Annotated in this window: 9 protein-coding genes; all 9 read left to right on the forward strand. The window is 72.9% G+C overall.

Annotated features, from left to right (window positions below; genetic code table 11):
• Positions 1 to 3: 3 nt before the first annotated feature.
• Entirely contained in the window at positions 4 to 1,038 is a 1,035-nt protein-coding gene (locus ACZ7EG_RS31620) for a methionine ABC transporter ATP-binding protein (RefSeq protein ID WP_471086341.1), read from the forward strand.
• Entirely contained in the window at positions 1,035 to 1,742 is a 708-nt protein-coding gene (locus ACZ7EG_RS31625) for a methionine ABC transporter permease (RefSeq protein WP_402707539.1), read from the forward strand. The genes ACZ7EG_RS31620 and ACZ7EG_RS31625 overlap by 4 nt, the downstream gene beginning before the upstream one ends.
• Positions 1,743 to 1,860: 118 nt before the next feature.
• A complete protein-coding gene (locus ACZ7EG_RS31630) occupies positions 1,861 to 2,679 on the forward strand; it encodes a MetQ/NlpA family ABC transporter substrate-binding protein (RefSeq protein WP_471086345.1) in 819 nt (272 codons plus the stop codon).
• Positions 2,680 to 2,819: 140 nt separating this feature from the next.
• Positions 2,820 to 3,452 (forward strand): GNAT family N-acetyltransferase, encoded by a 633-nt coding sequence (locus tag ACZ7EG_RS31635; protein WP_471086348.1) that lies wholly within the window; start codon positions 2,820 to 2,822, stop codon positions 3,450 to 3,452.
• A gap of 145 nt (positions 3,453 to 3,597) precedes the next feature.
• The gene (gene cbiE / locus ACZ7EG_RS31640; RefSeq protein WP_471086351.1) at positions 3,598 to 4,818 is read left to right on the forward strand and encodes a precorrin-6y C5,15-methyltransferase (decarboxylating) subunit CbiE; all 1,221 of its coding nucleotides are present in this window, start codon (positions 3,598 to 3,600) and stop codon (positions 4,816 to 4,818) included.
• Between the two features lie 367 nt (positions 4,819 to 5,185).
• Positions 5,186 to 9,559, forward strand: a complete 4,374-nt coding sequence (cobT, locus tag ACZ7EG_RS31645) for a nicotinate-nucleotide--dimethylbenzimidazole phosphoribosyltransferase (RefSeq protein ID WP_471086354.1) — start codon at positions 5,186 to 5,188, stop codon at positions 9,557 to 9,559.
• Positions 9,560 to 9,754: 195 nt separating this feature from the next.
• Positions 9,755 to 10,996, forward strand: coding sequence for a uroporphyrinogen-III C-methyltransferase (cobA, locus tag ACZ7EG_RS31650; protein WP_471086357.1), 1,242 nt, complete (start codon positions 9,755 to 9,757; stop codon positions 10,994 to 10,996).
• A 63-nt stretch (positions 10,997 to 11,059) separates the two neighbouring features.
• Positions 11,060 to 11,878 carry a TrmH family RNA methyltransferase gene (locus ACZ7EG_RS31655; protein ID WP_471086360.1) on the forward strand — a complete coding sequence of 273 codons (819 nt, stop codon included), beginning with the start codon at positions 11,060 to 11,062 and terminating at the stop codon, positions 11,876 to 11,878.
• Between the two features lie 8 nt (positions 11,879 to 11,886).
• Positions 11,887 to 12,279, forward strand: a complete 393-nt coding sequence (locus ACZ7EG_RS31660; RefSeq protein WP_471086363.1) for an NUDIX domain-containing protein — start codon at positions 11,887 to 11,889, stop codon at positions 12,277 to 12,279.
• The last annotated feature ends 21 nt before the right edge of the window (positions 12,280 to 12,300 follow it).

Consider the following 12,300-nt stretch of genomic DNA (forward strand, 5'->3'; position numbering starts at 1 on the left):
CCAGTGATCACCACCTCGGGCCTGACCAAGGTCTACCGTGCACGCGGCCGTGAGGTCACCGCCCTGGACGGCGTCGACCTGCACGTCCGCGAGGGCGAGGTGTACGGCGTCATCGGCCAGTCCGGCGCCGGCAAGTCCTCGCTCATCCGCTGCGTCAACCTGCTGGAACGTCCCACCGCCGGCACCGTGACCGTCGCCGGGCAGGACCTGACCGCCCTGGCGGGCCGCGGCCCGCGCGCCGGGAGGGAACTGCGTCAGGCGCGCAGCCGTATCGGCATGGTCTTCCAGCACTTCAACCTGCTGTCCTCGCGGACCGTCCAGGACAACGTCGAGCTGCCGCTGGAGATCCTCGGGAAGTCCGGGCAGGAACGCTCCCGCAAGGCGCTGGAGCTGCTCGACCTGGTCGGTCTCGCCGACAAGGCGAAGTCCTACCCGGCGCAGCTCTCCGGCGGCCAGAAGCAGCGGGTCGGCATCGCCCGCGCCCTGGCCGGCGACCCGAAGGTACTGCTGTCCGACGAGGCCACCAGCGCCCTCGACCCGGAGACCACCCGCTCGATCCTGGCGCTGCTGCGCGACCTGAACCGGCAGCTCGGCCTGACCGTCCTGCTCATCACCCACGAGATGGACGTCGTGAAGTCGGTCTGCGACTCGGCCGCCCTCATGGAGAACGGGCGCATCGTCGAGTCCGGCACCGTCAGCGAACTCCTCGCGACCCCCGGCTCGGAACTCGCCTCGGCCCTGTTCCCGCTCGGCGGTGAGGCCTCCGGCGAGGACCGCACCGTCGTCGACGTCACCTTCCAGGGGGAGAGCGCCACCCAGCCCGTCATCTCGCAGCTCGCCCGCACCTACAACATCGACATATCGATCCTCGGCGCCGCCATCGACACCGTCGGCGGCCTCCAGGTCGGCCGGATGCGCATCGAACTGCCCGGCCGCTACGAGGACAACGTCGTGCCCATCGGCTTCCTGCGGGAAAAGGGCCTCCAGATCGACCTCCTGGGCCACGACTTTGAACCGGTGAAGGAAGGTGCCAAGTGACCTGGTCCGAGATGCAGCCCCTGCTGGAGCAGGCGTGTTGGGACACGCTCTACATGGTCGGCTGGTCCACGCTCATCGCCGTCGCCGGCGGACTGCCGCTCGGCATCCTGCTGGTCCTCACCGACCGCGGGGGCCTCCTGCAGAACCTCGCCGCCAACAAGGTCATCGGGCAGATCGTGAACATCGCCCGCTCCCTGCCGTTCATCATCCTCATGGTCGCGCTGATGGGCTTCACCCGCTCGATCACCGGTACGACCATCGGCGTCGAGGCCGCCATCGTGCCGCTCGCCGTCGGTGCCATCCCGTTCTTCGCGCGCCTGGTCGAGACGGCCGTCCGCGAAGTGGACCACGGGCTCGTCGAGGCCGTGCAGGCGATGGGTGGCAACACCTGGACCATCGTCCGCAAGGTCCTCGTCCCCGAGTCCCTGCCGTCGCTGATCTCCAGCACCACCACCACGATCGTCGCCCTCATCGGCTACTCGGCCATGGCGGGCACCGTCGGCGCCGGCGGCCTCGGCGACATCGCCATCCGCTACGGCTACCAGCGCTTCGAGACCCAGCTGATGTGGATCACCGTCGCGATCCTCGCCGTCGTCATCTCGGTCATCCAGTTCGCCGGCGACTACGCGGCCCGCTCGCTGCACCGCCGCGGCGCCCATTCGGGGCCCGCTCCCAAGCTGCGGCTGCTCAAAGCCGCTTCCTGAACTCCCCGTCCGCCCACCCGTCGCCCGACCACCACCCCGCAACGACGGCGCTTCGCGCCGCCACCCCCTGATTCCAGGGGGCGCACCACTCGCAAGGTCATGAGGAAAGGCACTTTTCGTGCGTAACACCGCCAGGATCACCACCGCCGCACTCGCCGCCGGAGCCCTCACCCTCGGGCTCAGCGCCTGCGGCGCCGACAGCTCGGACACCGACGGACCCCTGATCGTCGCCGCCAGCCCCGTCCCGCACGCCGAGATCCTCAACTTCGTCAAGGACAACCTGGCGAAGAAGGAGGGCCTCGACCTGCAGGTCAAGGAGTTCACCGACTACGTCACGCCGAACACGGCGACGCAGGACGGCTCCGTCGGCGCCAACTACTTCCAGAACAAGCCCTACCTCGACGACTTCAACAAGAAGAACGGCACCGACATCGTGCCCGTCGTCACGGTCCACCTGGAGCCGCTCGGCCTCTACTCCCACAAGGTCAAGAAGGCCGACGACCTGAAGAGCGGTGCGACCGTCGCCATCCCCAACGACACGGTCAACGAGGCCCGCGCCCTCAAGCTCCTCGCCGCCAACGGGCTCATCACCCTCAAGGCCGGCGTCGGCAACGAGGCGACCCCCTCCGACATCACCAAGAACCCCAAGAACTTCAAGTTCAAGGAGCTGGAGGCGGCCCAGACCCCCCGCTCCCTCGACGACGTGGACGCCGCCGTGGTCAACGGCAACTACGCCATCGAATCCGACCTCAAGCCCTCCAAGGACGCCCTCGTCCTGGAGTCCCCGAAGAACAACCCCTACGGCAACTTCCTCGCCGTGAAGAAGGGCAACGAGGACGACCCGCGCGTGAAGAAGCTCGCCAAGCTCCTCACCTCTGACGAGGTCAAGAAGTTCATCCAGGACAAGTACGCCGGCTCCGTGCTCGCCTCCTTCTGAGCCCACGTCCGGCACCCCGCGCACGGGGCCCTTCCCCCCATCCGGTGGGAAGGGCCCCGTGGTGCGGATCAGTGCTTTCATGCTGCATGCTGGGCAGTTCAGCATGCCCTGAAGGTTCACCGAAGGTTACGGAGCGGCGCATGACGAGCACCTTCCCCAACATCTCCATCAGCACGGAGCGGTTGGTGCTGCGTCCCCTCGACGAAGACGACGTCGCCTCCCTGGCCGCGATGATGAACGACGAACAGGTGGCGGCCTGGATCTCCGTCCCCCAGCCCTTCACCGAAAGCGGCGCCCGCACCTGGATCACCGAGTACGCCCCCACCCAGCGCACCGAGGGACACGGAATCGACTTCGCCGTCACCGAGTTCCTCACCCAGCGCCTGGTCGGCGTCATCCAGCTCGGCAAGACCAACTGGCACGTGCGCTCCGCCGAACTGTCGTACATCATCGCCCCCTGGGCACGCGGTGAGGGCTACGCCTCCGAGGCCGCCCTGGCCACCGCCCAGTGGCTCTTCGGGGACCAGAAGTTCGAGCGCATCGAACTGCGCACGGCGGCCGACAACACCGCCTCCCAGCAGGTCGCCCAGAAGATCGGCTGTATCAGCGAGGGCGTGCTGCGCAACGCCTGTATAGCCCGGGCCCGTGCCGAGGACGGCACATGGACCGACGTACGCACCGACTTCATCGTCTGGAGCCTGCTCCCCGAGGATCTCGAGGGTGTCGGCGACCAGCTCCGCGACGGCTTCACGTCCTTCGGCGACTGGAACTGACCGGAACCACCCGGCGGACGCCGGCGACGACGGCACCGGCCCTCCTCCCTTCCCCTCCACCGGGTACCCTCACGGAACCCGCCCCCGGGCTGCTCCCCACCACGCCACGCAGACGACCTGCGAGAACCCCTGGAGACTGACGACGATGGCCGACCGCGTCACGGTGATCGGCTGGGACGGTTCGCCGCTGACCGCCGCGGCGAGCGCCGCCCTGGGCGCCGCCACGCTGGTGGCCGGCGCCGCCCACCACCTGGCGCTCCCCGAGGTACCCGCCGGCGCCGAGCGCATCCGCCTCGGCAGTGTCGCCCTCGCCGCCCGCCGCATCGCCGCCCACCGCGGCACGGCCGTGGTCCTCGCCGACGGCGACCCGGGCTTCTTCGGCGTCGTACGCACCCTGCGGGCCCCCGAGTTCGGCCTCGAGGTGGAGGTCGTCCCCGCCGTCTCCTCCGTCGCCGCCGCCTTCGCCCGCGCCGGCATGCCCTGGGACGACGCACAGGTGGTCGTCGCACACCCCCGCACCCTGCGCCGCGCGGTCAACGTATGCCGCGCCCACACCAAGGTCGCGGTCCTCACCTCACCCGGCGCCGGCCCCGCCGAACTCGGCCTGCTCCTCGAAGGAGTCCACCGCTCCTTCGTCATCTGCGAGGAACTCGGCACCGCCCGCGAACGCGTCTCCGTCGTCACCTCCGACAAAGCCGCCGACCACACCTGGCGCGACCCCAACGTCGTCATCGTCCTCGGCGGCCCCGCCCGGCCGGACACGGCGGGGGAGACCGGCGGCTGGATCTCCGGCCGCGACCCGTCCGCCGGGCCGCGCGGCTGGACCCTGCCCGCCGACGCCTACGGTTCGGGCCTCGGCGAGGGTGAGAACCAGTTGCTGCGCGCCTCCCAACTCGCCCGTCTCGGGCCCCGCGTCGGCGACCTCGTGTGGGACATCGGCTGCGGCAGCGGCGCCTTCGCCGTCGAGGCGGCCCGGGCCGGCGCCGCCGTACTCGCCGTCGACAGCGACCTGAACGCCTGCGCCCGCACCGACGCCGCCGGCCGCCGCCTCGGCGTTCAGCTCCAGATCGTGCACGGCACCGCCCCGCACATCCTGGAGAACCTCCCCGAACCGGATGTCGTCCGCGTCGGCGGCGGGGGAGCGGCCGTCGTCTCGGCGGTCGCCGACCGCCGCCCGCAGCGCATCGTCACGCACGCCGCCACCCGCGACGCCGCCGAACTGATCGGCCGCGACCTGACCGAGCACGGCTACGCCGTCGAGTGCGCCCTCCTCCAGTCCGTCGAACTCGACACCAGGGCCTGGACGGAGAAGGAGCGGAGCGTCGCGTTCCTGCTCAGCGGCGTCCTGCCGAAGCGCGGCGCCTGACCCCGCGACCGTCCCCGTGATCGGTTTGTCGTACTGCGCGCGGTAGGCTGGCCGATCGCTGCACCGCACAAGGACGCCCGGCGCTTCGTCGGCCAATGTCCGGAAAACCCGCCCGTTTTGGGGTGTGTGTGGTACGGCAGAAGCGGAGGACGCGCAACGTGGCGCAGTCCACAGCGGAACCGTCGCGGATCAAGCTGCCGTGGGGGTGGTTCGGCCGCGACAATGCCAGTGAATGGCTTTGTCGCCTTTTCCGGGCGGACCGTTCGTGCCGCTGGGGACGCACGCTCGTTCTTCACTGCGGGGCGGTCGGTGCGCCGTTCCGGGCGAGCTGGTCGTAGGAGCACTAACCGATGGGCGAGGGGTACGCATGACCGACACCGGCCAGGTCCCGGGCGAGGGACTGCCGGAGAGCGCAGGCATGGTGGAGCAGCCGGACGCCCACGCGCCCGGTGCGTACCCCTACCTCTCCGAGACCACCGCCGAGGACGAAGACCTGCTGCTGTTGCCGGGCGCCCAGGGCGCCTGGGGCAACGAGGTCCCGCCGCCCGCGCCGGAGCCGGTCCAGGAGGCCGTGCACCAGCCCGGTCCGCACGAGATCTCCGGCCGCGACAGCGGCTCGGTGGACCTCGGCGGCGTCCGCCTGCCCGACCCGCCGCCGATCCCGCCCATCACCCCGCGCCGGCCCCTGCACCTCGGCCCGCCGCTGCCCGACAGCTCGGCGAGCCCCGTCCGCTCCCTCGCCGACCGCGGCCCCGCCGACGCGCCGGTACGCCAGCCGTCACCGCCCTCGGCGGGTCCCGAGTACCTCGACGGCTCCCGTACCCCCGAGGCGCCGACGCAGCCCGCCACGCCCTGGGGCGTACCGGCACCGCACCCGGCCCAGGTGAGCGCCGGGGCGGGACCTGCGGAAACGGTTGTTCCGGCAGCGGAACCGACGGACACGGCCCAGGCGGTCGCGACTCAGGTGCCGACGGAGACGAACCACACGACACCGTCGGCTCCGGCCGCACCCGCGCAGCCCGTTCACGCCGAGCAGCCCGCGGGCATGCCCTTGGCGACCGCCGAGCCCGAGCAGGTCGTCTCCGAGGCCGACGCGGCTGCTGCCGGTGACCCCGTGGTTCCCGGTGTGGGCCCGGCGGAGGGTCAGCCGGCTGCGGCCGAGGCCGGTCAGGCTCCTGTGGGTGTCCCTTTCGGTGTGAGTGTCCCGGCTCATGAGGGTGTCGGCCCGGACGGGGCCCAAGGCGTCGCCCCGGAGCAGGTCGTGGCCGCGCAGGGGGCAGACCCCGCGGTCCTGGACGTGGACGCGGCAGTGGGCCGAGTGGCTGCCGCCCAGGCCGGCCTCGGCGCTGCCGACGGTTCGCCCGGTGCGGCCGGGGCTCAGGTGGCAGAGGCTCAGGTGGCCGAGGCCGGGCACGCGACTCCCGAGCCGGCAGCGGCCGCCGCTGGCGACCCCGCCGGAGCCGGCGCCGGCCCCGACGCGGGCCAGGAGGCTGCCGCCGACGCGGGGGGCGTGGCAGCTGCGGAAGCGATCGCGCCGTCGGCATCGGAGCCGGGACCGGTCGTGAACGGCCCTGCGCAGAACGGTGAACCTGGCGGTGAGTCTCCTGAGGCTCCCGGGCCGGACGCCTCCGGCGAACAGACCCCGACGCCCGCTGCCGGGCAGCCCGTGGCACCGGCCCCTGCCCCGCCGGCCGATCAGGGCCAGGTCCCGCAGGCCGGCCAGGCTCCGCAGGCCGATCAGTCTCCGCAGGCCGGCCAGGTCCCGCAGGCCGGCCAGGCTCCGCAGGCCGATCAGGCTCCGCAGGCGGACCAGGTCCCGCATGCGGACCAGGTCCCGCAGGCCGACCAGGGCCAGGTCCCGCAGGCCGGCCAGGTCCCGGAAGCGGTCCCGTTCCCGGATGCAGCCGCTGCCCCCGAGCACGCGGCCGTCACCCCGCCCGAGCCCACCGGCGGAGAGGTCCCCGCCCAGGTGCCGGACGAGGCAACCCCAGACGCTGCCGCGCCCGCGCCCGACGCAGCGGCCCCCGCCCCGGAGACCGTTGCGCAGACGCCGACTCCGGGTGTCGCTCCCGAGGCCGCCCCATCAGGCCCGGGCGAGGCCGCCGCGCCGAGTGCGGGCGCCACCGCCTCCGAGACCGTTCTGCCGGGATCGGAGGCCAAGACCGAAGATGCTGGGCCGCAGCCGCAGCCGCAGCCGCAGCCGCAGCCACAGCAGGTAGTTGACGCCGCGCCGGCCGCGCAGGAACCCGAGGCGGCGGCTCCGCAGCCCACCCCTCCCGGCCTTGCCCCCGAGGCACCCGGCCAGATCGCCGCTGCCCAGACCCCTGAGCAGGTCGGCCCGGAGGAGACCGCTCCGTCCGCCGGGAGCGCCACCACCCCCGGCCCCGCCCCGATCGCCGAAGGTGGCGCTGCCCCGGCAGCGGAAGATGTCGTCACCCCGGCCCCGGAACCGGCAGCCCTGGCCGCCGAGCCTGCCGAGGCACCCGCCCCCGCCCCCGCCCCCGAGCCGGGCGCCACCCCGGAGGTGACCGCCCCGGCCCAGCCCCCCGCGGCAGCGGCACCCACCGAGGCCCCCGCACCCGCTCAGGCACCCGAGGCACCCGTGCCTGCCGCCACCGCCGCGGCAGCCCCCACCTCCGACGCGACAGACCCGGCCCAGGCCCCCGAGGCGGTCACGGCCGCCCCCACCACCGAGACCGTCGAGCCCGACCCCGCCTCCGACGCTCCCGCATCCACCGAGGACGTCACCGTGGTACTCCCCGCCCCGGCCGTGGACGAGCAGCCCGGACAGCCGGTACAGGGCCCGCAGCGGTCGCAGCCGGCGACGCCCGAGGCGCCGGAGCCCCCCGCACCCGCCGTCATCGTCCCGGCACCCCGCGACGGCGACGCCGAACTCGCACAGAACGCCGACGACCTGGACACCCGGGCCGCCGAACAGGAAGACCTCGCCGACCAGGAACGCCGAGAAGAGAGCGCGGCCGCAGTGGCAGAAGCCCGTCAGTCCACCGGCCCCGCGGCCCCCGGCTACGACCCCGCCGAGCGCGAGGCCGTCCTCAAGGTCATGCGTGAACGCCGTGACATCCGCAACGGCTTCCGCAGCGACCCGATCCCGCACGAGGTGCTGCTGCGCGTCCTGGAGGCCGCCCACCACGCGCCCTCCGTCGGCCACTCGCAGCCCTGGGACTTCGTCGTCATCCGCTCCGCCGACACCCGGCGCGCGATGCACGAGCTGGCCATGCGCCAGCGCGACGCCTACGCGAAGTCCCTTCCCAAGGGCCGGGCGAAGCAGTTCAAGGAACTGAAGATCGAGGCCATCCTCGACACGCCGGTGAACATCGTGGTCACCGCCGACCCGACCCGCGGCGGCCGCCACACCCTCGGCCGCCACACCCAGCCCCAGATGGCCCCGTACTCGGCCGCCCTGGCCGTGGAGAACCTCTGGCTCGCCGCCCGCGCCGAAGGCCTCGGCGTCGGCTGGGTCAGCTTCTTCGACGAGCGCGAGATGGTCCGCGCCCTCGGCCTGCCCGAGCACCTGGAGATCATCGCCTACCTGTGCGTCGGCTACGTCGACGAGTTCCCGGACGAGCCCGAGCTGTTGCAGGCCGGCTGGTCCAAGCGCCGCCCGCTGTCGTGGGTCGTGCACGAAGAGACATACGGCCGCCGTGCCCTGCCCGGAGAGGAACCCCACGACCTGCTCGCCGAGACCGTCGCGCAGATCCGCCCGCTGGACGCCAAGGCGCTCGGCGAGGCGTGGGAGCGCCAGAAGCGAATGACCAAGCCGGCCGGAGCGCTGGGCATGCTGGAGATCATCTCCGCACAGCTGTCCGGCCTGTCCCGCCAGTGCCCGCCGCCCATCCCGGAGCCCGCGGCCGTCGCGATCTTCGCGGGCGACCACGGTGTGCACGCCCAGGGCGTCACCCCCTGGCCGCAAGAGGTCACGGCCCAGATGGTGGCCAACTTCCTGGGCGGCGGCGCCGTCTGCAACGCCTTCGCCACCCAGGTCGGTGCCGAGGTCTGCATCGTGGACGTGGGCGTCGCCGCCGACCTCCCGGCCACCCCGGGCCTGCTGCCCCGCAAGATCCGCGGCGGTACGTCCGACCTGACGACCGGCCCCGCCATGACCCGCGAGGAGGCCAGGCAGGCCATCGAGGTCGGCATCGAGACCGCCCGGGATCTGGTCGCCGCCGGGAACAAGGCCCTGCTGACCGGCGAGATGGGCATCGCGAACACCACCGCGTCGGCCGCCCTGATCTCTGTCTTCACGGGTGCGGACCCGGCGGAGGTCACCGGCCGGGGCACGGGAATCAACGACGAGACCCTCGCCCGCAAGACCGAGGTCGTCCGCCGGGCCCTGGAGCTCCACCAGCCGGACCCGGCCGACCCGATCGGCGTGCTCGCCGCGATCGGCGGCTTCGAGCACGCCGCCATCGTCGGCCTGCTCCTCGGAGGCGCATCCCTGCGCACGCCGGTCATCCTGGACGGCGTCAGCGCCGGCGCCGCCGCCCTGGTCGCCCGCGCGATCGCCCCGGAGGTCCTGGCCGCGTGCATCGCGGGCCACCGCAGCGCCGAGCCGGGCCATGTCGCCGCCCTCAACAAGCTGGGCCTGCGCCCCCTGGTCGACCTCGACCTCCGGCTCGGCGAGGGCACCGGCGCCCTGCTCGCCCTGCCGCTGGTCCAGAGCACGGCCCGGGCGATGCACGAGGTGGCGACGTTCGATTCTGCAGGCGTGACGGAGAAGTAGGGCTCCACGCCGTCCCCGTGGGTCCGTGGGCGGGCGTTCCGCGGGGCGGAGCGCCCGCCCACGGACCGCCCCGGGCCGCCCACCGGTGGCACCCTCAGGTGCCCAGCCACTGGACCACCTGAGCCGCCCTCCCTCCCGCCCACTAAAATCCGCACGTCAGGGCACTGAACACCGCCGCAACAGGAGCCGCACCTCATGGCCGAACATCCCGCCTACCCCGTAGGTCTCCGCCTCACCGGCCGTCGTGTGGTCGTCCTCGGCGGCGGCCAGGTCGCCCAGCGTCGCCTCCCGGCACTGATCGCGGCGGGCGCGGACGTCCTCCTCGTGTCCCCCGAGGCGACCCCCTCGGTCGAGGCCATGGCGGACGCCGGCGAGATCACCTGGCAAAGGCGCCCGTACCAGGAGGGCGACCTCGCGGACGCCTGGTACGCCCTGATCGCCACCAGCGACACGGGGGCGAACGGCAGGGCATCGGCCGAGGCGGAGCGGCACCGCGTCTGGTGCGTCCGGTCCGACGACGCCGACCTGGCGACGGCCTGGACTCCGGCCACCGGCCACAGCGAGGGGGTCACGGTCGCCGTCCTGACCACCGACGCCAAGGGGCGCGACCCCCGCCACACCGCCGCCATCCGCGACGCGGTCGTCGAGGGCCTGCGCGACGGCACGCTGGTCGCCCCGCACCACCGCACCCGCACCCCCGGCGTCGCCCTGGTCGGCGGCGGCCCCGGCGACCCGGACCTGATCACCGTGCGCGGCCGCCGCCTGCTCGCCGAGGCGGACGTCGTCATCGCGGACCGCCTCGGCCCGCGCGATCTCCTCGCCGAACTCCCGTCCCACGTCGAGGTCATCGACGCGGCGAAGATCCCCTACGGCCGCTTCATGGCCCAGGAGGCCATCAACAACGCGCTGATCGAGCACGCGAAGCAGGGCAAGTCGGTCGTCCGCCTGAAGGGTGGCGACCCGTACGTCTTCGGCCGCGGCATGGAGGAGCTCCAGGCCCTCGCCGAGGCCGGCATCCCCTGCACGGTCGTCCCCGGAATCTCCAGCTCGATCTCGGTCCCGGGCGCGGCCGGCATCCCGGTCACCCATCGCGGGGTCGCCCACGAGTTCACCGTGGTCAGCGGCCATGTCGCGCCCGACGACGAGCGCTCCCTGGTCGACTGGCCCTCTCTGGCCCGGCTGACCGGCACACTCGTGATCCTCATGGGCGTCGACAAGATCGGAAAGATCGCCGAGACGCTGGTCACCCACGGAAAGCCGGCCGACACCCCCGTCGCCCTCGTCCAGGAGGGCACGACCGCCGCTCAGCGCCGCGTCGACGCCACTCTCGCGACGGTCGCGGAGACCGTGCGTACCGAGGACGTGAAGCCTCCGGCGGTCATCGTCATCGGCGAGGTCGTGAAGGTCGGCTCCCCGGCCTCGGCGACACATGAGTAACCCCGGGTAACCAACCCGTCCCGAGCCGTTGGCACCGCACCCAGGACAAGGCAGTATCACCCTGTGGCCGATCTCATCACCGTCGAGGATCCCGACGACCCGCGTCTGCGCGACTACACCGGCCTGACCGACGTGGAGCTGCGCCGCAAGCGCGAACCCGCCGAGGGCCTGTTCATCGCCGAGGGCGAGAAGGTCATCAGAAGGGCCAAGGAGGCGGGCTACGAGATGCGGTCCATGCTGCTCTCCGCCAAGTGGGTCGACGTCATGCGCGACGTCATCGACGAACTCCCCGCCCCGGTCTACGCCGTCAGCCCGGAGCTCGCCGAGCAGGTCACCGGCTACCACGTGCACCGTGGCGCGCTCGCCTCCATGCAGCGCAAGCCCCTGCCCACCGCCGCCGACCTCCTGCGGACCGCCCGCCGCGTCGTCATCATGGAGTCGGTCAACGACCACACCAACATCGGCGCCATCTTCCGATCGGCCGCCGCCCTCGGCATGGACGCCGTGCTGCTCTCGCCCGACTGCGCCGACCCCCTCTACCGCCGCAGCGTGAAGGTCTCCATGGGTGCGGTCTTCTCCGTCCCGTACGCCCGTCTGGACACCTGGCCCAAGGGCCTGGAGTCGGTCCGCGAGGCGGGCTTCACCCTGCTCGCCCTCACCCCCGACGAGAAGGCCCGGTCCCTCGACGAGGCCGCCCCGCACACCATGGACCGCGTCGCCCTCATGCTCGGCGCCGAGGGCGACGGCCTGTCCACCCAGGCCCTGGTCGCCGCCGACGAGTGGGTCCGCATCCCCATGTCCCACGGCGTCGACTCCCTCAACGTGGGCGCGGCCGCCGCCGTGGCCTTCTACGCCGTGGCCACCGGCCGGCACACGATCTAGGGGCGTCCGTGGAGCAGCGCGAGGCGATCGTCGCCGTGCTCCGGCGCGGCGAGCGCCTCCTCGCGATCCGGCGCGGCCCGGCCGTCGCCCGGCCCGGCTACTGGCAGCCCCTCAGCGGCAGAATCGAGCCGGGGGAGACCCAGGAGCAGGCGGTCGTCCGGGAGGTCCACGAGGAGGTCGGCCTCACCGTCGTCCCGGAGGCCAAGGTCTGGGAGTCGGAGACCGACGACCACCGTTTCCGTCTCCACTGGTGGACCGCCCGGGCCGACACCGGCGCGGTGGTCCCCGACCCGCGCGAGGTCGCCGAGACCCGCTGGGTCACCCCGGAGGAGTTCCTGGCCCTGGACCCGGTCTTCGACGGCGACCGCGAGTTCTTCGAGCGGATCCTGCCGCAGCTGTGACACCCCGCTGAAGCCGGGCGT

It is taken from the genome of Streptomyces sp. NPDC037100 (genome assembly GCF_055606225.1).

Bases quoted from the DNA above. Each gene is read 5' to 3' on its own strand.
- cobT (WP_471086354.1), top strand. From the start codon at position 5,186: ATGACCGACACCGGCCAGGTCCCGGGCGAGGGACTGCCGGAGAGCGCA.
- cobA (WP_471086357.1), top strand. From the start codon at position 9,755: ATGGCCGAACATCCCGCCTACCCCGTAGGTCTCCGCCTCACCGGCCGT.
- ACZ7EG_RS31635 (WP_471086348.1), top strand. From the start codon at position 2,820: ATGACGAGCACCTTCCCCAACATCTCCATCAGCACGGAGCGGTTGGTG.
- cbiE (WP_471086351.1), top strand. From the start codon at position 3,598: ATGGCCGACCGCGTCACGGTGATCGGCTGGGACGGTTCGCCGCTGACC.